Consider the following 21,187-nt stretch of genomic DNA (forward strand, 5'->3'; position numbering starts at 1 on the left):
AACACCATGCAAATGTTCCAACTGACGCGCGCCGACGATATCCAGGACGCCGTGCGCGCCGGCGCCGCCGCGCGTACCGCGCAGCAGGGCGCGGACATCCGCTACCTGGCGGGCGGCACGACATTGATCGATCTGATGAAGCTGGACGTGGAGCGCCCGGTCCGTGTGGTCGACATCAGCCGCCTGGCCCTGGACCGCGTCGAAGCGCAGGCGGCCGGCGGCGTTCGCATCGGCGCCATGGTGCGCAATGCCGACCTGGCCAATGACGAAACGATCAAGCGCGACTATGCGGTGCTGTCGCAGGCGCTGCTCGCCGGCGCGTCGGCGCAGCTGCGCAACATGGCCACCACGGGCGGCAATCTGCTACAGCGCACGCGCTGCGTGTACTTTCGCGATACGGCGGCCGCGTGCAACAAGCGCGAGCCGGGCTCAGGCTGTTCGGCCATCGGCGGCTACAACCGCAATCTGGCCGTGCTCGGCACGAGCGACCACTGCATCGCCAGCAATCCGTCGGATATGAATGTGGCCATGATGGCGCTGGAGGCCACGGTGCACATCCAAGGCGTGCAAGGCACGCGGACGGTTCCGATCGGCGAGTTCTATACCTTGCCGGGCGACACGCCGGATCGTGAGCACGTCCTGCAGCCGGGGGATCTCATCACGCACGTGACCCTGCCGCCCCCGGTCCCCGGCAGCCGCTCGGTTTATCTCAAGCTGCGCGATCGCGCGTCGTATGAATTCGCGCTGGCATCGGCCGCGGTCGTCGTCGCGGTCGGCCAGGGCGTGATTTCGCATGTGCGCGTGGCGCTGGGGGGTGTCGGGACGCGGCCGTGGCGATCGACCGAGGCGGAAGCTGCCCTGCAGGGGAAGGCGCCCGGCGAGCAGGCATTTCGGGCGGCCGCCGATGCGGCCTTGAAGGACGCGCGGCCGCAAAGCCAGAACGCGTTCAAGCTAGAGCTGGCACGGCGCTGCCTGGTCCATGCCCTGAAACAGGCCACGCAGGCCGCGTAACACAGGAGTCCGACTCATGAATACCGTTGCAGAGGGTTCCCGCGCGAAGCAGGCCGACGTCATCGGCCGCGAAACGCCGCGCATCGACGGTCCGTTGAAGGTCAGCGGCAAGGCCTTGTATACCTCCGACTTTCATTTCCCCGGCATGCTCTACGCCGTTCCCGTATGCAGCACCATCGCCAACGGGCGCATCGAGGCGCTGGATACGTCCGCGGCGCAAGCCATGCCCGGCGTGCGCCTGGTCCTGCACCAGGGAAACATCGGCAAGCTTTACCGCGTGCAAGGGGCCAAGGTGGACGAAGGACGTCCGCCTTTTCACGACGACGTCATTCGCTATTACGGCCAGTACGTCGCGGCGGTCGTCGCGGATACGTTCGAGCACGCCACGGCGGCCGCCGCGGCGGTCAAGGTTCGCTACAAGGAGGACAAGCCCTCCGTGGATACGCGGTTGTCGGCGGATACCCCGCCCAAGGTGGGCAGCGAACGCGGGCAGGCGCAGTCCGCCTTCGATGCCGCCGCGGTGAAGGTGGACCAGACCTACGTCACGCCGGTGGAAACCCACAATCCCATCGAGCTGCATGCCACCGTCGCGGTGTGGGACGGCGAAAGCTATACCCTGTACGAGACCTCGCAGGCCGTGGACAACCACAAGTCGGTCATGGTGCAGTCGCTGGGGACGACCCCCGACAAGGTCCGCGTGATCACGCACTATCTGGGGTCCGGCTTCGGCGGCAAGTTGTGGCCGTGGCCGCATTGCATGGTGGCGGCCGTCGCGGCGCGCCAGCTGGGCCAGCCGGTCAAGCTCGTGGTGACGCGGCAGATGATGTTCCAGAACGTCGGCCATCGACCCATCACGCAGCAGCGCATGCGGCTGGGCGCCACCGCGGACGGCAAGCTGGTGTCGCTGCAGCAGGACTATGTGACCCAGACCTCGATCCTTGACGATTACGAGGAAGACTGCGCGGAGGCCACGCCTCACATGTACAGCACGCCCAACCTGCGCGTGACGGCGGCGCTCTGCAGACGCCACATGGGCACGCCCACGGCCATGCGCGGACCGGGCGCCGTGCCGGGCCTGTTCGCGCTCGAATCGGCCATGGACGAACTGGCGCTGGCCCTGCATATGGATCCGGTGCAGCTGCGCCTGAAGAACGAGCCCGATCATGACGAAGGCAACGGCCTGCCGTTCTCGTCGCGCCATCTCACCGAATCGATACAGCGGGGCGCCGAAAAATTCGGCTGGTCGCGCCGCACGCCCGGGATCGGCTCCATGCGGCGCGACGGCAAGATCCTGGGCTGGGGCATGGCCTGCTGCTCGTGGCTGGGGGCGCGGCAGCCCACCCATGCCCGGGTGGAGCTGCGCGCTGACGGCTCCGCGCACGTGGCCTGCGGCACGCAGGACATCGGCACGGGCACCTACACCATCATGGCGCAGCTGGTCGGCGCTGAAACCGGCATCCCGCTCGATCGCATCGAAGTGGCGCTGGGCGACACCAACCTGCCGCCAGGACCGGTTTCGGGCGGGTCCACGGTGACGTCATCGGTGATTCCCGCGGTATTGCAGGCCACGCGGGCAGCGGTGAAGTCCATGCTGCAAACAGCCTGCGAGGGCGACGCCACGGCGTTCGCCGGACGCAAGCCGGAGGATCTGGCCTTCTCGCACGGCCAGGTACACCTGAAGGACCAGCCCGCGGAAAGCGGGAGGTCCTACACGCAAATCCTTGCCGGCGCCGACCTGCGCGCCGTCGCGGGAGAAGGCAGCGAGACGGCCGGCAACTTCGGTGACGATCCGCTCAAGCGCAAATACTCCATCAATTCCTATGGCGTGCATTTCGCCGAGGTGGAATGGCAGCCGGAAATCGCGCGGCTGCGCGTCAGCCGCGTGGTGACCGTGATCGACGCGGGCCGCATCCTGAACCCGCGCGCCGCCCGCAACCAGATCGAGGGTGCCGTGGTGATGGGCGTGGGCATGGCCCTGTTCGAACACACGGCTTATGACCCGCGAACGGGCAAGCCGGTCAACAGCAACCTGGCCGACTATATCGTGGCTTCGAATGCCGACACGCCGGATATCGACGTGACCTTCCTGGACTATCCGGACCCGGTGCTGAACGAGCTGGGCGCTCGCGGGGTAGGGGAGATCGGACTGGCCGGGACCGCGGCGGCAATCACCAACGCGATCTATCACGCCACGGGCATCCGGGTGCGCGAGCTGCCCGCCATGATCGAGGACCTGATGCAGGCTTGAAGGGAATCCGCCGTGTGGCGATACACGGCGGCCCCCGGTAGTGTGCCGTCGCACGCCACCGGGGGCCGCGGTCCCGGATGCGCCGTTATCGCCGCGCGCTCAGACCGGGAAGGGATTGCGTTCCGCGAAACCTGCCTGGTGCCAGTACGGATAGGCGCGATCCACGGTGCTGGCCTCGTCCAGCCTGGCAATCTGTTCGGCCGTCAGGTTCCAGCCCACCGCGCCCAGGTTCTGGCGCAGCTGGGTTTCGTCGCGCGCGCCGATCAGCACGGTGCTGACGGTGGGCCGCTGCAGCAGCCAGTTCAGCGCGATCTGCGGGATGGTCTTGCCGGTTTCCGCCGCCACCTTGTCCAGCGCGTCGACCACGCGGTACAGATACTCGTCGGGTACGGGCGGGCCGTAGTCCGCGGTCTTGTGCAGGCGGCTGGTGGCGGGCAGCGGGTGGCCACGGCGGATCTTGCCGGTCAGGCGGCCCCATCCCAGCGGGCTCCACACCACGGCGCCCACGCCCTGGTCCACGCCCAGCGGCATCAGCTCCCATTCGTAATCGCGGCCGATCAGCGAATAGTAGGTCTGGTTGGCCACGTAGCGCGGATACCCATATCGATCGGCCGCGGCCAGGGACTTCATCAGGTGCCAGCCGGAGAAATTCGATACCCCGGTGTAGCGGATCTTGCCCGCGCGCACCAGCGTGTCCAGGGTCGACAGCACTTCCTCTACCGGGGTGCGCGCATCGAAGCCGTGCAGCTGGAACAGGTCGATATAGTCCGTGCCCAGGCGCTTGAGCGCATTGTCCACCGCGCGGATCAGGTGAAAGCGCGAGGAGCCGACATTGTTGGGTTCATCGTCGAAGCGGAAGGTTGCCTTGGTCGACAGGATGACCTTGTCGCGCCGGCCCTTGATGGCTTCGCCCAGGATGGATTCGGAGGCGCCGCGCGAATAGATATCGGCGGTGTCGAACATCGTCACGCCTTCGTCCAGGCAGATGTCGATGAGCCGCCGCGCCTCGGCGACGTCGGTCTTGCCCCAGGCTTCGAACAGCTCGCCCTTGCCGCCGAACGTGCCGGTACCGAAACTCAATACGGGAACCTTGAATCCCGATGCACCCAGATGTCGATATTCCATGTATAGCCCCTATGGAAAAGTCCACGTAACGTGCGCCTTGCCGGATGGCCCGGGCGCGCCGCGAAAGACGTTGATTCTCCGCCAACCACGCTTGCGGAAAAACCCTGCTCGGCAGAAAACACTTGTACCCCCGGGTAAAGAATCTTCCTCCGTATAATGCGTAGCCGCGCGGCCCGGCGCCTGCCGCCGGCCCCGCCGTCTCCCGTTCGCCGTCCGGTGCGGCAATGTTGCCATTCCCAGCTGACCCTTGACCGAATCCATCGAAAGCCGCGTCTACGCCGAACTCGTCGCCGTCCTCGTGGCCGTCACTGACGGCCAGCCACGGGTGCTGACGACGGAGGACGCGCGTGCGCTGCCCGCCGGGCCTTTCCAGTCGGCCCATCGTTCCCTGCAGGCCGGACTGCGGGCCTGGGTGGAAGCGCGCACGCATCATCCGCTGGGCTACGTCGAACAGTTGTACACCTTCGCGGACAGCGACCGCGCGGACCAGGCCGATACCCGCATCATTTCGATCAGCTATCTGGGCTTGACCCGCGAGCAGGCCCATACCGGCGCGGCGGGCGTGGGCTGGCAAAGCTGGTACCGCTATTTCCCCTGGGAAGACCGGCGCGAGGGCGCCGCGTCCTTCGTGGCGTCGGTGATCGAGCCGCGCCTGCGGGCTTGGGCCGCGAGCGGGCCGGCGGCCCAGCGCGGTCGCCGCTATGACCGCGTCGCGATTACCTTCGCGCTGGACGGCGCCGCCTGGAACGAGGACATGGTGCTGCAGCGCTACGAGCTGCTGTACGAAGCCGGATTGGTGCCGGAAGCCGGCCGCCGCCCGATCCGGCCGGCCCTGCCTGGCACGCCCATGATCCATGACCATCGGCGCATTCTCGCCACCGGTATCGCGCGCCTGCGCGCCAAGATCAAGTACCGCCCCGTGGTGTTCGAATTGATGCCCGAGGCGTTCACGCTTCTGCAATTGCAGCAGACCGTCGAGGCACTGGCCGGCCGCGGCCTGCACAAGCAGAACTTCCGACGCCTGATCGAACAGCAGGAATTGGTGGAAGAAACCGGCGGCATGACCAGCGGCGCGGCCGGGCGGCCGGCCAAGCTGTTCCGCTTCCGGCGCGGCGTGATGCTGGAGCGCGCCATTTCAGGCAGCAAGCTGCCCTTGGCGCGCGAACCGCATCTGGTGTAAGGGGAGCGGAGCGTGCGCCGCTCCGCACGCGCAAGACACCACGCCCGCGGGGTACGCCGACGACCCAGGTTTTTCCGCATCGCCGCAAAAAAACCCGTTGACAGCGCATTATGCTCAGAAATAGTATAAGTCCATTCCTTTACTCCGCCGACTTAATACTCAAAATGAGCATAAGCATATTACCGCGCGAGCCCGCCGCGCATGCGGGTGGCCTGCAACGCAACGTCGCGACCGCGCAGCCAGCCGCGCACGCGCCTTCCCCTTTGCCGGCCGTGATGCTGGAACCCTTGGTGCGCGCCGCGCTGCTGGAGGACCTGGGCCGCGCCGGCGACATCACCACGGATGCGATCGTCGACCCGGACACGCAGTCGCGCCTGCGCTTGGTGGCCCGCAAGGCGGGCGTGCTGGCGGGCCTGGACCTGGCGCGGATGGCATTCACACTGACCGACCCGCGTATCGAGGTCCTGCCCGGCATGCGCGACGGCACGCGCCTGCGACCGGGCGACGAGATCGCCGTCGTGGCCGGCCCGGCACGCGGCATTCTGACGGCGGAGCGAACGGCGTTGAACCTGCTGTGCCACCTGAGCGGCGTGGCCTCGGCCACGGCGGCCATCGCCGACGCGATTCGTCCTTATGGCACGCGCGTCACCTGCACGCGCAAGACCTTGCCCGGCATGCGGGCCTTGCAGAAGTACGCGGTTCGCGTCGGCGGCGGCAGCAATCATCGCTTCGGCCTGGATGACGCCATGCTGATCAAGGACAACCACGTGGCCCTGGCCGGCGGGATCCGCCCGGCCGTGGAGCGGGCCCGCGCCGCCGCGGGCCATCTCGTCAAGATCGAACTGGAAGTCGATACGCTGGCCCAGCTGGAGGAGGCACTGCGACTGAACGTGGATGTCGTGCTGCTGGACAACATGTCGCTGGACGAATTGCGCCAGGCCGTGGCCATGGCCAAGGGCCGCGCGGTGACCGAGGCCTCGGGCGGCGTGACGCCGGACACCGCCCCCGCCATCGCCGCCACGGGCGTGGACCTGATCGCGATCGGCTGGATCACGCATAGTGTCCAGGTCCTGGATATCGGCCTGGATGCGTGACGGAGCCCAACATGGAAATCTTGCAGCGGCGCGAGCGGCGCCGCGCTGCCGCCGGCCGCCTGCGCGGCGCGATGCTGGTCGCTGCCGCCTTGCTGGCGGCCGTGGGCGCGATGCGCGCGGCGGACAGCCAGACCGGCGGACGGCACGCCGACAGCCCTGCCGCCTTGTCGCCTGAGGCCGGCGCGGGCGGCTATCCCTCACATCCCATCACCATCATCGTTACCTTCCCGCCGGGCGGCGGCACCGACCTGCTGGCCCGCCGCATAGGCGCGGCCCTGCAGCACGATTTGGGCCAGACGGTCATCGTGGAAAACCGGCCGGGCGCCAGCGGCAACATCGGCGCGCGCGACGTGGCGCAGGCCGCGCCGGACGGCTACACGCTGCTGATGGTGAACAGCTCTTACGCCATCAACCCCGGGGTGTACCGGGACTTGCCGTTTTCGCCCAAGCAGGATCTGAAGGGCGTGATCAACGTGGCGTTTGTTCCGTCCGTGCTGGCCGTGCCGGCGTCTTCGCCGTTTCATACCCTGGCGGAAGCGCTCGCGGCGGGGCAGGGCGGCAAGGCGCCTAGCTATGCGTCCTGCGGCAACGGTACGCCGCAACACCTGGCCGGCGAGATGCTGCGCATCGCCAGCGGCCGCCCGCTGCAGCACGTGCCCTACAAGGGTTGCGGCCCCGCGCTGACGGACGTGCTCTCGGGCCAGGTAGGCATGGGGATAGTCACCGCCTCCAGCGCGGCGCCTTTCCTTGCCTCGGGCAAGCTGCGCGCGCTGGCCGTGACGTCGCCACGACGCACGGAACTGATGCCCTCCGTACCCACCGTCGCCGAACAGGGATTTCCGGGTTTTTCGCTGGACCAGTGGCATGGCCTGCTGGTGCCGGCGGCCACCCCGCCCGCCATCGTCGCGAAGCTGAACGCCGCGGTGGCTGCCGTCATGCATCGCGCGGACACCCGCCAGGCATTGCTGCAACTGGGCTACAGCCCGACGGCCAGCACGCCGGCGGAATTCCAGTCCCTGATCGACGCGGACATCGACCGCTTCGGCCAATTGACGGCGCGCATCGGCCTGCACGCCGACTGAGCGCGGCCGCTTATCGCGATCGCGCGGGCCCGGTCATCACTCCATGCCGGGAACGATGGTGGAAAAGCCCGCGTCGACGTGGGTGATTTCCCCCGTCACGCCGGCGGCCAGGTCCGACAGCATGAACGCGGCGACGTTGCCGACATCGTCGATGGACACATTGCGGCGCAGCGGCGCATTGCTTTCCACGAACTTCAGGATGGACGAGAAGTCCTTGATGCCGCTGGCGGCCAGGGTCTTGATGGGACCGGCCGAAATGCCGTTGGCGCGGATGCCGAGGGGGCCCAGCGCCGTGGCCAGGTAGCGTACGCTGGCTTCCAGCGAGGCCTTGGCCAGGCCCATGGTGTTGTAGTTGGGAACGACGCGTTCCGCGCCCAGGTAGGTCAGCGTCAGGACCGAGCCGTTGCGGCCCTTCATGAGCGGCAGCGCCGCCTTGGCCATCGCCGGGAAGCTATAGGCCGATATGTCGTGCGCGACGCGGAAGCCTTCGCGGGACAGCCCTTCAAGGAAATCGCCGGCGATCGCTTCGCGTGGGGCGAAGCCGATGGAATGGACCAGTCCGTCCATGCCGTCCCAGCGTTGGCCCAGCTGCGCGAAGGCGGCATCGATCTGCGCGTCGTCGGCGACGTCGCAGGGCAGCACGATATCGCTGCCGAATTCCCCGGCGTATTCGGTGACCCTATCCTTGAAGCGGTCGCCGACGTAGGTAAAGGCCAGTTCCGCGCCTTCGCGGTGGCAGGCCCGCGCGATGCCATAGGCGATGGAGCGGTTGGACAGCACGCCCGTGACCAGTATGCGTTTGCCGGCAAGAAAACCCATTTGTCGAATCCTCGAGACTGAAACCGCTATTTTAGGTGAACGCCGCCCGCGGCGCCTTGGGGCGCATGGCCCTTGCTCAACGCCGCCGACGGTCGCGAGCCGGCGTCTTGCGTCACTCCAAAAAAAAGCGCCGGCGCGAGGGCCGGCGTTTCATTCGAGCCAGCGCGGCCGAGCCGCGCCGGCCAGCGTGCTCAGCCGCGCACGTTGGTGCCCGGCACGCGCAGGGTGCTGCCCACCTTCAAGGCATTGCCCTTCAGGTTGTTCAGCGCCCGCAAGGCATCGACCGTGGTGCTGTACTGCCGCGCCAGGGAAAACAGGGTATCGCCCTGCTTGACCTTGTGCTGGCGCACGTTCGGACGCGGCGCGTTCATCTTGGCCGAGGCGACGTGCGCGGTGGCCGAACGCACCGAACCGCGCTGGGCCGGCGCGGGGTCCGGGGCCGGGCCGGCCGCATCCAGCGAAGCGACCTGCACGCCGCCGCGCGCGGGCACCAGCAGATGCCGCGCCGTGGCGATGCGTTTTTCCCGCGCGGGAATATCGTTCAGGCCTTTCAGGGCCGCTTCCGTGATGCCGAAGCGGCGCGCGATCGACGCATACGTATCGCCACGCTGCGGCTGGTACACCTTCCAGCTGGAGAGTTCGCCCTTGTAGTTCTCCATGTTCGCGTTGAAGATGTCCACCCGGTCCGCGGGCAGGATCATGGAGGCATGCTCGCCGCGGATCACCGGGCGGTTGAACGAGGGGTTCAGCGCCTTGAATTCGTCCACCGGCATTTCCGCCAGCCGCGCGGCGACCTCGATGTCGATGTCGCGGTTCTTCTGTACGGTGGCGAAGTACGGCGTATTGTCCACGGGCGGCAGCACCACCGCGTACTTCGAGGGGTTCGCGATGATGTTCTTGATGGCCTGCAGCTTGGGCACGTAATTGCGCGTTTCGTCCGGCAGCTGCAGCGACAGGTAATCGGTGGGCAGGCCCGCCGCCTCGTTCTTCGCCATGGCGCGCTGTACCGCGCCTTCACCCCAGTTGTACGAAGCCAGGGCCAGGTACCAGTCGCCCTGCATTTCGAACAGGTTTTCCAGGTAGTCCAGCGCGGCGTTCGTCGAGGCGATCGGATCGCGGCGTTCGTCGCGCCACCAGTCCTGCTTCAGGTTGTAGTGCTGGCCGGTAGCCGGCACGAACTGCCACAAGCCGGATGCCTGGGCTCGCGACAGTGCCTTCGGGTTGTAGGCGCTTTCCACGAAGGGCAGCAGGGCCAGTTCGGTGGGCATGCCGCGCTGGTTGATTTCGTCGGTGATGAAGTAAAGATACTTGCCCGCGCGTTCAGCCATGCGCTGCATCGCCTCGGGATGCGAGGCGTAGTAGTCGGTCCATTGATCGACCAGCGGGTTGTGCAGATTGGGGATGGCGAAACCGCGGCGGATGCGGTCCCAGACGTCGCGCGAGGGATGGGTCAGGTCGATGGTGCGTGACGTGACCGTGGCGACGTAGCGGGTCGGATATCCGGGTTGCTGGGTGTCGAGATCGGTGGCTTGGAGGGGAGTCTCTTTGTGCGTCGTTCCCGCGCATCCGGCCAAGACGGCCAGTAGCACGGGAAGGATGAGCCGGAACAATTTCATCGATGGGTCACTTGAAGTTGTTTTTCCATTCGCGAAGTACGGCGAATACTTCGACGGGCGAGTTTAGCGAACGCCCCGCTTGGGCCGCGGCAGCTCGGGTAATTTCAACTTGCCGGGTGCGCAAGAATGGATTGGTGTCCCGCTCCAGCCCGATGGACGAGGGAAGCGTGGGACGGCCTTGCTCGCGCAGTTGCTGGGCCCGCTGGTACCACTGTTGCAGGGTGCGGTTGGCCGGATCGACGGCCTGTGCCCATCGCAAGTTGGCAAGAGTGTACTCGTGTGCGCAGCAAACTTGTGTTTCAGCCGGTAATGTTACGAATTTACCCAGGGAATCCGCCATTTGGGCGGGCGTCCCCTCGAAAAGCCGTCCGCAACCCCCTGCAAACAGGGTATCCCCGCAGAAAAGCACCGGTTCCACCCCCGAGATACGGCCGAAATAGGCAATATGGCCCGCCGTATGGCCAGGGACGTCCAGGACATCCATCGACAGGTCCAGTTCCGGGATCCGGACATGGTCGCCTTCATTCAACGCAATATCGCAGCGGGGCAGGGACTCATGCGCCGGGCCGTATACGACCGCCCCCGTCGAGAGCGACAATTCCAGCACGCCGCCGACATGGTCCTGGTGGTGGTGCGTGAGTAGAATGGCGCGCAATTGCAGGCCATGCTCGCGCAGGGCGCGCAGCACGGGCTCGGCCTGGCCGGGGTCGACCACGGCCGCCAGCCCTTGCTGGCGCGCCAGCCAGATGTAGTTATCGGAGAATGCCGGCAACGGCACCAGTGAAGCAAACGAGGAAGGTCCGGGCACATCGACGTCTGCGGGGGCGGAGCTGGCTTGCATCATCAAAGGAACCCATAGCGTGGCAGAAGAGAGTGCGCCGATTGTAGAACTGGCCGAGTGGTTTCAAACACCACCCGGGCAGTATGTGCTGCGTTGGGAGCAAGCCCAGTTCGATGCCGTGGTGGCCGACGTGTTCGGCTATAACGCCTTGCAGGTGGGCTTGGCCGAACTGGACCTGCTGCGCAACAACCGCATGCCCTTCAAGGCCTATGTGGGCACGGTCATGCCCGAGCCCGACGTGGCGGCGCGCTGGCAGGCCTGCGCGCTGGCCGATCCCCACGCGCTGCCTTTCGCCTCGCAGAGTATCGATCTGCTCGTGCTGCCGCACGCCTTCGAATGCACGGAGGCGCCGCACGATGTCCTGCGCGAGGTGGAGCGGGTCTTGATGCCGGAGGGCCGCGTGGTGATTTCAGGGTTCAATCCCTGGAGCCTCTGGGGCGCGCGCAACCGGATGCCCGGGATGGAGCCGTGGCTGCCGCACGCGCCCGCGGCGCAGGTGTCGCTGGCGCGTGTCAAGGACTGGCTCAAACTGCTGTCCTTCGAGGTCGACCGTGGCCGCTTCGGCTGCTACGCCCCGGCCTGCCAGACCGATATCTGGCTGCAGCGTTGGCGCTTCATGGAAAAGGCCGGCGACCGCTGGTGGGCCGTGTGCGGGGCGATATACATGGTGTCGGCCGTCAAGCGCGTGGCGGGCATGCGGCTGATCGGCCCCGCCTGGAAACAGAAGCGCAAGACGGCACCGGCGGCGTCCGTGGTGGCGAATCACCGTTCCGGGCCGGTCGAGCCTGTTTGACGGCGGCCGGCCTGGGGCCGCCTGGTCGATTCCGTCCGGATAACCCTGTCGCTCCAAGCCGGGACATACACTGGGATATCCTCATCGCCTAAGCCGCGTGCACGATACTCCGGGGACATGTCGTCTCCGCATCGGCGACCATGGCGACGGCGTGACAGAAACACTTGCAGGAACAGCAGATGAACGAAAGCGGTACGGAAGGGCCGGATACGATGCAGGAAGTCGTGGAGCTGTGGACCGACGGCGCGTGCAAGGGCAACCCCGGCCCGGGCGGCTGGGGCGTGCTCATGCGCTCAGGGGCCCATGAAAAAACCCTGCATGGCGGGGAAATGGCAACCACCAACAACCGCATGGAGCTCATGGCGGTGATCCAGGGCCTGACCGCCCTGAAGCGGTCCTGCACGGTGACCATCCACACCGATTCGCAGTACGTCATGAAGGGCATGACCGAATGGCTGGCCAATTGGAAGCGGCGCGGTTGGGTCACGGCCGACAAGAAGCCCGTCAAGAACGCCGAGCTCTGGCGCATGCTGGACGAACAGGTGTCGCGCCACCGCGTGTCCTGGCGCTGGGTGCGCGGTCACGCGGGCGATCCGGGCAACGAACGCGCGGACCAACTGGCAAACCAGGGCGTAGAGGAAGCGCGACGCGGGCGGGCGGCCTAGCCGGCCGCCGCCTGCGGGTACACTAACGGCCATCTTTTGCTGCCACGCAGCCCTGCGTGGCGAGTCCTCGAATCCGCAAGCGCCTTCCCGTATTCCACGTCCTCACATGCGCCAGATCATCCTCGATACCGAAACCACGGGCCTTGAACCCGCCCAAGGCCATCGCATCGTCGAAATCGGCTGCCTGGAAATCGTCAACCGCATGGTCACGGGCAATACCATGCACGTGTACCTGAACCCAGACCGCGAAAGCGACCCGGAAGCCTTGGCGGTACACGGCCTGACCACGGAATTCCTGTCCGACAAGCCGCGATTCGCGGACGTCGCGGACGAGCTGGTGCGTTTCCTGGACGGCGCGGAGATCATCATCCATAACGCCGCGTTCGATACGAAGTTCATCAACGCGGAATTGGCGCGCATCGGCCGCTCGCCGATGCATGAGTTCTGCGCCACGATCACCGATTCGCTGCTGCACGCCCGGGAACTGCATCCGGGCAAGCGCAATTCCCTGGACGCGCTGTGCGAGCGGTATGGCATTTCCAATGCGCACCGGACGCTGCACGGCGCCTTGCTGGACGCGCGCCTGCTGGGCGAGGTCTGGCTGGCCATGACGCGCGGCCAGGACGCGCTGCTGATCGACCTCGACGAATCCGAACGCAAGGGCGAGGCGGATGGCTTGGTACTGACCCGCTTCGATGCGTCGGAACTGCCTGTCATCCGCGCCACCGCGGAGGAATTGGGCGAACACGAGGCCTACCTGGCCGCACTGGACAAATCCGTCGGCGGGGCGTGCCTGTGGCGGCAATGGGATCCGGCGCCGGTCCCCGCGGAAAGTCAGGCGGCGTAAGGCAGGGGCTGGGAAAGGCTATCGCTTTGCCTGCCCCGATTTGCGCCTTCAGAAAATCGCGTGCTAGAATCACGGTCTCTCTTGGGGCGGTTAGCTCAGTGGTAGAGCACTGCCTTCACACGGCAGGGGTCACTGGTTCGAAACCAGTACCGCCCACCAAGAAACTCAAGGACTTAGCGGACCCCGCGAATCGGCCGGGATGTTGCGCGAGCCAAATGCGAGACAGTGGTGCCATAGGGGCGACATGCCCCGGACAGGCACTATAGCAAACGGCAACAGTCACTTCGCCGCTTGCGCCCCAGCTCCTCCAGCACCGAGATGTACTGGATCGTCTTATCCCGGGTTGCCGCCCAGACCTCGCCTATCAACATGCCCTGTGTGCTCACGGACTCGATGCATGCGCCAACGCCCTCCCTACATAGGGGCTACTACGGCCCAATGCTGAGGAGGACTGTGGCGGAGGCATGAACGCCTTTTTCGCAGACTGATAACCGCAAAATGGCGCGTCAAACTGTGCTAGGCGGCCTGTTTCGATAAAATCGGAAATCAAGGTGGTTATGAGGGCTGCGCAATTCATGGACATTCACGAGCTTCTGCCTAAAACAGGATGGGCCTGGGCGCTAGCAATTTTTTCTCTTTTTGTGGCCCCCACACTTGGCAATCTGTTCTATGACTACGCCGCCAAGCCGATAATCGTCCGGCTTGCGCGAGTCAGCATTGTGATTTTCACGTTCGGTCTAAAACGAACTAGGCGGCGGTTCTTTCGAGACATCGCCACAAGGGCTGTTCCGAACCCTAGCGTCCTGATGTATTTGGCCGGAGCGATGTTCCTGTTTCAGTTGATGGGAGGCACATGGGCTATTTATTCACCGGCTGAGTATAGGTTCAAGGGTCTAACATTCGCAGACATCGACACGATGACGGCTGAGGACCACTTGTCCAAGTTGTCACCCGAAGACGCCGAGAAAGAGCGCAAGGCCGCTCGTCAGTACAGAGACGATTCACGTAAAGACATAGACCTGACTCGCCAACGGCATGCGGCATACGAGTTGTTGATCTTCGGCTTCCTGGCGCTTGGTCTGGTTTATCAGACCTTCCGGCATTGGGTGATCGTCCTCATTATTCGTGACTTCGACCATAGATTGACGCTGTTGCTCCCGTTAATAGATGTTGCGCGGGAACGAGAATTGAAAGCTAGATTCGCCGGAATCACTGACGAGGTGTCATTGACATCACTGTTTGACGAGATGGGAGCGATAAAGGCGAAATTTCCCGCTCAACCGGAACAGCAGGCCGACGCAATAAAGACTGAATAGCCCTTCCCGAGCATCGGCGCGCCGGCGCGGGCTGAAATTTGCTGCGATTTTCTGCGGGGGTAGCGCCCCTCGCGCCCACCCCAGTTTCCCCCGTGCCGGGGTCGCGCCTTATCCCAAGCCACTACAGCCCCGCCAAGGGCATCGGGCACGTCGCCGCTCCCCCTTTTTGTCATCCCCCCACTTGGAACGAGCATCCGGAAGCGCTGTAAGGCCTGCCTTTCGCATTATCAACTGCTCGGGATGGCAAGGGCCACTGCTTGGAGAGCCGCGGCTACGCCGGTAGCCAGGGCTGCCAGCTTGTTCCAGCGCCCCTGCGCTATCAGGGTGCCAATGACGTCGTAGCTCTGCCCGTTGGGGCCGCCGACCATGATGCCGCCCCACATTTGTGCGTGCTCGCCTTGCTTCTGTTGGCTCGCAGGTACCGATACCACGCACGCCTTCCACCACAGATAGGCGGCGATTAGGGCTATCAGTGCGCTCAAGCCAACGATTGTCGATTTGTACGAAGATAGAAAAGCGAGAACGGCCATACGAACCTCCGATTTGTTGGGCGCGAGTATCGCGCGAGCCCACACGGATTACTAGCGTGCGGCCCTATACAAAAAACCTCTCATAAAAATGCCCCTTCAGTACCAAGGCCGTTTCCTGCCAAATCATCTATACAATAAACACTTGATTTCCGTATAGCAAGCCGATAAGCTTCGCCCCATCCCTGAACCGGAGGCGAACATGAAAGCCAAGCGCGTTGCCATCTATGCCCGTGTGTCTACGGACATGCAGACCAGCGAGAACCAGTTGGTAGAGCTACGCGCCGCAGCGGCACGCCATGGCTGGGAGGTAGTGGGCGAATTCGTGGACCACGCGGTGAGCGGAGCAAAGGGACGCGACCAGCGCCCGCAGTTCGACCGGCTGTTGAAAGGGGCGGCGCGCCGGGAGTTCGACATTATCGCGGCGTGGTCGGTAGACCGCCTGGGCCGATCCCTCCAGCATCTGGTGGGCTTCCTTGGCGAGATTCAAGCCAAGGGCGTCGATCTGTACTTGCAGCAGCAGGGCATAGACACCACCACGCCGGGAGGCAAAGCCCTATTCCAGATGTGCGGCGTATTCGCTGAATTTGAGCGCAGCATGATTCAGGAGCGCGTTAAATCCGGGTTGGCCCGCGCGGTAGCTCAGGGCAAGCGCCTGGGCAGGCCCGAGGTGGCCCCGAGCGTTGTCCAGCAAGTGCGCGAGTTGCGCGCGCAGGGCCAGGGCATCATAAAGATCGCCAAGGCTGTCGGCTGCGGCGTGGGGACTGTGCAACGCATCGTGTCGGAAGCCACGGCCTAGCTATCCGCGGCAGGGCGGCATCGGGGTCGGTTCGGGAAACCGGGCTGGCCCTTTTTGCGCTTCCGCGCCGGAAGTGAATCGGCGCCCATAACGACACAAGCCTGGTACACCGCTATAGAGCCGCGCACGGAGGAAAGAGGCTCAGCTCAGTACACCAATCGGCACCCATTACGACAAGGGCAGCGCGGCCTTTTCCGCGCACTAACCGAGGAAAGGCATGACTCCCCAACACCCACTCGAAAACAACTCTGAGCAGAAGTCCTACTTTGCCCGCATCGCAAGACCGGGTACCGGCCTGGGTGCAGCAGCTTACCGGCAAGCCGTGATCGCGACGACTGGGACGCTTCCCTCGTGGTGCCAGCGCAGAAAGGCGGCCCGCAAGGCCAAGGCAGGCAGCGTTGAATGAAACCCTAAAGGCGCGCCTAGGCGCAGCGGAGCAACAACACGCTGAAGCACTGCGACAAGCGGCCGCGCATGCTGCCCGCCTTGCGGTGATTTACGCAATGAGCGACGACGAAGTAGCCGGCCTGCGGCAGCGCCTCATTGATGACGCGGAGCACGCCTGGGACTCCTGGCCGTATGCGGAGCAAGCGTTTGCCGTACAAGAACTAATGCGCATCGACGCCTCTCAATTGCGCAGGGCCATCAACGGGGAAATTGCGGCCGGTCGTGACGCTTACGGGCCAGCCGGCGCGCTAGATCCGAACTTCGAACTCCACGGCCCCGAACTGCCCCGCCGGCTATCAACCCTGGGGGCAGCGGCCAAACACTATCGGCAGTATCAAGGCCCTTCCCCGCTGAAAACCTGCGCAGTGGTTTCTGACCTTCAGCGGCAGATGGCAGAGGGAACCGAAGCGCGATGAACAGCCGCGACATGCCTACAACCAAGGAGCGCCTTGCCGCACGCCTGGATTGGCGGATGGGCGCAATGATCCGCAGGGCTGAGCGGTCATGGCCCGCGCTTACCCTACAGCAACGCCGCGCGCACGTAGAGGCGTACATCCTGCTGCGGGACTGTCTGGCCGCCCTATCCGGGGAGCGTTGTCCGCAGATCACCTCCCCGTGGACCCAAGCCGAGATTGAGCGATCCACAATAGAACCCCTGCCCGGGGAGTGGTCCGGCCACGGAGTCCTAGGTGTAGAAGCGTCCCCGCTGGTAATCGCCGTTGCATTATCCGAGTGCGAGATGCGCAGCACCGGACTTCCGCCGCAAGCACTGCCAGCGCGGCACAAGCCCGTGGAAGGATTGCCGCGGGTGGCCCACGCGCTCACTGTAGATGAGGTATTGCACTGCCGGCGCGGCAAGGGTCGGCGGGCGCATCCCGCACCAGCAATCACCCCGGCTGCGAGGGAGCGGGAATGGCGGGCCAAGGCAGAGGCAAAGATACGACCGCGCTAGATTGCCCCTGCGTACGCGCAGGCGTACGTACCCGTGTCGGAGCAGGGCGGGTGCGTATTGGGCGATAGCTGCGGTGTTGCCACAAGAAGTCACCATTCCGCGCTCACCCGTCCACTTATGTAGTGTGACAAGCGGGCCCGGCCCCTACATTTTCCCCCTGAGCCTGGTACCGGGCGGGCCCTGTACGGGAATGCACGCCGGGCCCTCTATTCACAAAGGAGAACATTTGCTGGCACACATAGACCGCCCAGCTATTCCACGTTTCATCCGCAAGGGAGCTGCCTTGGCGGCAGAGCGTGCCCGCATTCAGCAGGTAAAGGATACGTGGGAGACGTATAGGGCGCGTGCAGAGCGGCGAATCAGAACCGCCACAGATGACATACTCAGGGAAGAAGCCAGGGCGGCGGAGCTGGAGCTACAGGGGCACGGCCACCTGATTGATGCGGGGGACATTAGCTACGCTGCCACGCCCACTCGCGTATACGAGCGCAAAGAGACGGGGTATTACCAAGCGGCAAAGGCTTGCGCCGATTACATGGCGACTCACCCGCATACGCTTCTGCTTCCTACCGCGAAGCTATTGAGCACGATGCTGCCGCACATAGAGGCAGACTTGGCGTTATGCACACCGTTACCCCTCAAACAGTTCTTCTACGGCAGTATGGCCCTGCCGGTGCGGAAACACGTACGCCGCTTGCTTGAGGCGCAGCACTATGTACTTCCACGCAGGCACCATAGAACACTCAAAGAGCTGCGTGACTTTTTGCGCGATAACCGGCCCCCGGGACGGGAGACTGGCAACGCCGCTTATCAGTTCTTCAACGGCACGCACGTTAGGATGCAGCAAGGCGGCAGGCTGCTAACCATCCGGGATAAACGGGGAATTCCATGCGTCCGTGTTAAGGGGACCGACAAAAACCTGTACACACTGCTGGCGGGCGACGGCATCAGCAAAGAGACAATGGACGCCTGGATGAATAACTCGCGCCAATCCGCACCACCAAAGGTAAACCGCGAGCAGTCCGCTTGGCAACTAACCGACGCGGAGATAGGCAGCATTGGTGCGCCTTTCCCAAAGATGCAGGAGGAGGCCGCCTGATCCCACGGAAGCCAGATCCGCGCTTCGCCCTTCACTCGAGCCAGCCGCGCGCCAAGCACCTTACCGCCAAGCTGAGGAAGGTATGCCTGCGTGACCATGCGTTCAGAGAAGCGCTGCGTGTTCGCGTTTCATCTGCGGATCGCTGGCGGGCATTCATGGACGGGAGCCCGCACTATCCCGGCAACAAGTGCAAGCGCTGCCACAGCACAGCGCGACGCCCTGTAGACGCGGCGTGCTACAGATGCATGCTGGCGCGGAACGCTTCGGACTTCGGGCTGATACGTATCCGGCATCATCCGCCAGCACAGCGGTCAATCGATAGTCTGCGGGACTTGCAATCGCGCAAGCAGAGGGAGAAGCGCGGAGAGCACATAGAACACCGCTCAGGCCAGTACGTAGCCCTGCAATACCCCAGTGGCCGCGTGCAGCTCACCGCAGCTCTACGGGGCTGGCAGTACGACGACCTAGCGAAGGCAATGCCGCCCGAAATGCTTTACCGCTACGCCGAGGCGGACCCGTCTCTACAAAAACTTCTCGTACGCCTCGGCTGGGTGTCCAGCTTCGACGCGGCGGAGCAATGCGAGGCAGAACCCGGGGAGCAACCGTCAGCGCGCCCCGCACTGCCCGAATGGCTAGGAAGCATGCAGGTGCGGCCACACTACAGCGTACTGGCTGGCAGTCCTCTCGGCGGCCCCGTAGAAATAGTCATACGGCGGCGAGATGGCTACGGCTACGTGACGCGACTCCAGTACTTGGAATCGCACGAACGGGATGCCCTGCTCGCGCACTTTTGGAACGCCATCCCCGCATGCATTCGGGCATTGGGCGGCACACCGGAGGAGGCGTACGCGACGTATGTCGCCGGTAAGCGGAGGGGCTACCTTCGTGGATGATGTGCGCAACAACGATTGACGCGGCGAAACGGCAGGCGCAGAATTAGCGCGCCGTGGACCAACTGCGGCCCAGTTTGGCGACTGGGAAATGCACAAGGCGGATGACCGCCGGCAGGCGGTTTTTTACGTCCGTACGCTGCTGCGCGCCTTCTATGGGCGGGCGATAGTGAGGAGGGGTTCGCCCCTGCCGGGTTCCTTGTGCCTCCGGTTTCGCCAAACTCGCTATCATGCCCGCCCACCCCGTTTGGCGACGGGATGCGGGCTTACCTGCACAAGGAAGCCGCTATGAAAATCGCACGTCTCGCAAAACACCGTATGAATGCCGTGGACCGGGGCGACCCCGGCCGCCCGCGCCACGACAAGCGCAGTTCGAGCATGACGCACGCTGCGTGCTGGATGACGTACGGTAAAGGGCTGTCTCGCATGACCCCAGCTCAGCCACGCCGTGTACCAAGCGACTACAAGCAATGGGACCCTGCCGTCTTTGCGCTTGGGCGCGTAGGCGCAACTTTCGGCCCCATGCTGCACCCGCTCGAACACATAACAAGCCGGCGACCACGTATACCCGAGCAGTTGCGTGCCGGGACTATCAAGCGGCGCGATGCACGGATGCGCGCGCCCGCACCGTGAATTAGCGGCATAGGAAATCGGTACAAGGTAAGCACGACGGCGGGCATTGCGCTCGCCGTTTCTATTGTTCACGCCCAATGTAGTCGGGCGACTTCACAACAGGAGACCTCGTGACTTCAGATTTTCAATCCAGCCGGGGCGGCATTGCTACGGCCTGACCAGTGGGATCCAACCCAATGGGGCGCAGTGCGAGCAGCCTTCTTGCAGCACTTCCAGCGGGCCACGCAGGCGGGCCACCCCATGGCGCAGTACGTCGACTGGGACGCCGCTTACAGCGCCCTGCTGACCGGTAAGGTCTATTCCGTTATCTGCGATGGCTACCTCGTCGTATACGACGTGGGCGCGCCTTGGTATTCGAGTACACCGCTGCTGCTTGAAGAGATGGTGTGCAGACTCGGCAGCAAGCCGGGCAACTTCCGCACGGTCATTGCAACGCTGGAGCGCTTAGCGGTGCTCCACAGCTGCAAGGCCATCATTTGCGGCAACGCCATAGGCCGTCGCAGTCTGACTACGGCGTACTCGCGCGGCGGATTTAAAACAATCGCAGTTCAAATCTACAAGGAAATAAACCATGGGTAGTATCAGGAAAATCGTGGACAAGGTGGACCCGTTCTCGGCCGCACTAAACAAGCAAGTGGATCCCGTTCTCGGTCAGGCAGGACTGCCGAACATTTCGGGCAATGACGGCGGCAAAGCTGCGGCGGCGCAGAGGGCCGCAGAGGAGCAGGCTCAGGCCACGCGGGACGCCGCGAATACCCAGGCAGCGGCCGTGCGCGATGCGTCCACCCAGCAGGCCGCGTCCCTGCGGGACCAAGCGTCTGCGGCGGTCGCCGCGCAAACGGCGGCCATCAACCAATCCGCCCAGGCTGCGCAGCTGGCCTCCCAACAAGCGGCCCAGCCGCAAGAGGGTGCGCCGGACATCCAGCTTAACGGCTACGGCGACTCCAGCGACCCGCGGCGACGCTATCAGGGCGGCAGCGCCCCGGCCATTGGTGGAACCAGTGGCGGTGTGGGTATCCGCATCTAAGCAGGCTAGCCAGAGGACCATGGGTTGGCGGTGCACGCGCCACCCACCCGCTTCGCAACGCTGTACATCACAACGACTCAAGGAGATTTACCCATGTGTGGAATTTATCGCCCACTAAAAAAGGTAGCACCCCCGCCCGAGGTTTCCATTGCCCAGGCGCAGAAAATTCTAGAAGC

General features: G+C 64.6%; 19 protein-coding genes and 1 tRNA gene. 15 read left to right on the forward strand and 5 right to left on the reverse strand.

Features of this window, described 5'->3' with window-relative positions:
- Positions 1-6 precede the first annotated feature (6 nt).
- Together AKI39_RS03490 and AKI39_RS03495 are read left to right on the forward strand one after the other, a co-directional pair.
- Positions 7-1,011 carry an FAD binding domain-containing protein gene (locus tag AKI39_RS03490; RefSeq protein ID WP_066632420.1) on the forward strand — a complete coding sequence of 335 codons (1,005 nt, stop codon included), beginning with the start codon at positions 7-9 and terminating at the stop codon, positions 1,009-1,011.
- Between the two features lie 16 nt (positions 1,012-1,027).
- Positions 1,028-3,259 (forward strand): xanthine dehydrogenase family protein molybdopterin-binding subunit, encoded by a 2,232-nt coding sequence (locus tag AKI39_RS03495; RefSeq protein ID WP_066632421.1) that lies wholly within the window; start codon positions 1,028-1,030, stop codon positions 3,257-3,259.
- 99 nt (positions 3,260-3,358) lie between these two features.
- Here AKI39_RS03495 and AKI39_RS03500 read toward each other — a convergent pair whose 3' ends face one another.
- A complete protein-coding gene (locus AKI39_RS03500) occupies positions 3,359-4,384 on the reverse strand; it encodes an aldo/keto reductase (protein WP_066632422.1) in 1,026 nt (341 codons plus the stop codon).
- Between the two features lie 247 nt (positions 4,385-4,631).
- Here AKI39_RS03500 and AKI39_RS03505 point away from each other — a divergent pair, with 247 nt between their 5' ends.
- The 3 genes from AKI39_RS03505 to AKI39_RS03515 all read left to right on the forward strand — a co-directional run bounded on the left by AKI39_RS03505 (position 4,632) and on the right by AKI39_RS03515 (position 7,740).
- On the forward strand, positions 4,632-5,564 hold the full coding sequence (locus AKI39_RS03505; protein WP_066632423.1) for an NUDIX hydrolase: 933 nt from the start codon (positions 4,632-4,634) through the stop codon (positions 5,562-5,564).
- A gap of 164 nt (positions 5,565-5,728) precedes the next feature.
- Entirely contained in the window at positions 5,729-6,658 is a 930-nt protein-coding gene (gene nadC / locus AKI39_RS03510; protein ID WP_083228601.1) for a carboxylating nicotinate-nucleotide diphosphorylase, read from the forward strand.
- Positions 6,659-6,768: 110 nt separating this feature from the next.
- Positions 6,769-7,740: a tripartite tricarboxylate transporter substrate binding protein gene (locus AKI39_RS03515; RefSeq protein WP_066642089.1), complete on the forward strand. Its 972-nt coding sequence runs from the start codon at positions 6,769-6,771 to the stop codon at positions 7,738-7,740.
- Between the two features lie 36 nt (positions 7,741-7,776).
- Here AKI39_RS03515 and fabI read toward each other — a convergent pair whose 3' ends face one another.
- From fabI to gloB, 3 genes are all read right to left on the reverse strand, one after another.
- Positions 7,777-8,559, reverse strand: coding sequence for an enoyl-ACP reductase FabI (gene fabI, locus AKI39_RS03520; protein ID WP_066632424.1), 783 nt, complete (start codon positions 8,557-8,559; stop codon positions 7,777-7,779).
- Positions 8,560-8,750: 191 nt separating this feature from the next.
- Positions 8,751-10,175 carry a transglycosylase SLT domain-containing protein gene (locus AKI39_RS03525; protein ID WP_066632426.1) on the reverse strand — a complete coding sequence of 475 codons (1,425 nt, stop codon included), beginning with the start codon at positions 10,173-10,175 and terminating at the stop codon, positions 8,751-8,753.
- 7 nt (positions 10,176-10,182) lie between these two features.
- Positions 10,183-11,016, reverse strand: a complete 834-nt coding sequence (gene gloB, locus AKI39_RS03530) for a hydroxyacylglutathione hydrolase (protein WP_066642090.1) — start codon at positions 11,014-11,016, stop codon at positions 10,183-10,185.
- 19 nt (positions 11,017-11,035) lie between these two features.
- Between gloB and AKI39_RS03535 the strand changes: the two genes are divergently transcribed.
- The 5 genes from AKI39_RS03535 (at position 11,036) to AKI39_RS03555 (ending at position 14,637) form a co-directional block, all read left to right on the forward strand.
- Positions 11,036-11,809: a class I SAM-dependent methyltransferase gene (locus AKI39_RS03535; protein ID WP_066632428.1), complete on the forward strand. Its 774-nt coding sequence runs from the start codon at positions 11,036-11,038 to the stop codon at positions 11,807-11,809.
- Between the two features lie 179 nt (positions 11,810-11,988).
- Positions 11,989-12,474 carry a ribonuclease HI gene (gene rnhA, locus AKI39_RS03540; RefSeq protein WP_235610743.1) on the forward strand — a complete coding sequence of 162 codons (486 nt, stop codon included), beginning with the start codon at positions 11,989-11,991 and terminating at the stop codon, positions 12,472-12,474.
- A gap of 106 nt (positions 12,475-12,580) precedes the next feature.
- Entirely contained in the window at positions 12,581-13,321 is a 741-nt protein-coding gene (gene dnaQ / locus AKI39_RS03545; RefSeq protein ID WP_066632433.1) for a DNA polymerase III subunit epsilon, read from the forward strand.
- An 84-nt stretch (positions 13,322-13,405) separates the two neighbouring features.
- Positions 13,406-13,480 (forward strand) — tRNA-Val (locus AKI39_RS03550).
- A 416-nt stretch (positions 13,481-13,896) separates the two neighbouring features.
- Positions 13,897-14,637 carry a hypothetical protein gene (locus tag AKI39_RS03555; protein WP_145925184.1) on the forward strand — a complete coding sequence of 247 codons (741 nt, stop codon included), beginning with the start codon at positions 13,897-13,899 and terminating at the stop codon, positions 14,635-14,637.
- Positions 14,638-14,864: 227 nt separating this feature from the next.
- Here AKI39_RS03555 and AKI39_RS03560 read toward each other — a convergent pair whose 3' ends face one another.
- Positions 14,865-15,167 carry a hypothetical protein gene (locus tag AKI39_RS03560; protein ID WP_066632436.1) on the reverse strand — a complete coding sequence of 101 codons (303 nt, stop codon included), beginning with the start codon at positions 15,165-15,167 and terminating at the stop codon, positions 14,865-14,867.
- Positions 15,168-15,366: 199 nt separating this feature from the next.
- On the opposite strand from AKI39_RS03560, the gene AKI39_RS03565 reads away from it, so the two are divergent.
- The 5 genes from AKI39_RS03565 to AKI39_RS03585 all read left to right on the forward strand — a co-directional run bounded on the left by AKI39_RS03565 (position 15,367) and on the right by AKI39_RS03585 (position 21,011).
- Positions 15,367-15,963, forward strand: a complete 597-nt coding sequence (locus AKI39_RS03565) for a recombinase family protein (RefSeq protein WP_066632441.1) — start codon at positions 15,367-15,369, stop codon at positions 15,961-15,963.
- 503 nt (positions 15,964-16,466) lie between these two features.
- The gene (locus tag AKI39_RS25405; RefSeq protein WP_145925185.1) at positions 16,467-16,826 is read left to right on the forward strand and encodes a hypothetical protein; all 360 of its coding nucleotides are present in this window, start codon (positions 16,467-16,469) and stop codon (positions 16,824-16,826) included.
- Between the two features lie 762 nt (positions 16,827-17,588).
- Positions 17,589-18,461, forward strand: a complete 873-nt coding sequence (locus AKI39_RS03570) for a hypothetical protein (protein ID WP_066632443.1) — start codon at positions 17,589-17,591, stop codon at positions 18,459-18,461.
- Between the two features lie 1,724 nt (positions 18,462-20,185).
- Positions 20,186-20,563 (forward strand): hypothetical protein, encoded by a 378-nt coding sequence (locus tag AKI39_RS03580; protein ID WP_066632447.1) that lies wholly within the window; start codon positions 20,186-20,188, stop codon positions 20,561-20,563.
- Complete coding sequence (locus AKI39_RS03585) at positions 20,556-21,011, forward strand: hypothetical protein (protein ID WP_083228602.1); 456 nt, start codon at positions 20,556-20,558, stop codon at positions 21,009-21,011. The genes AKI39_RS03580 and AKI39_RS03585 overlap by 8 nt, the downstream gene beginning before the upstream one ends.
- Positions 21,012-21,187 lie beyond the last annotated feature (176 nt).

The sequence above is a fragment of the Bordetella sp. H567 genome, assembly GCF_001704295.1.
Lineage (GTDB): Bacteria > Pseudomonadota > Gammaproteobacteria > Burkholderiales > Burkholderiaceae_B > Bordetella_C.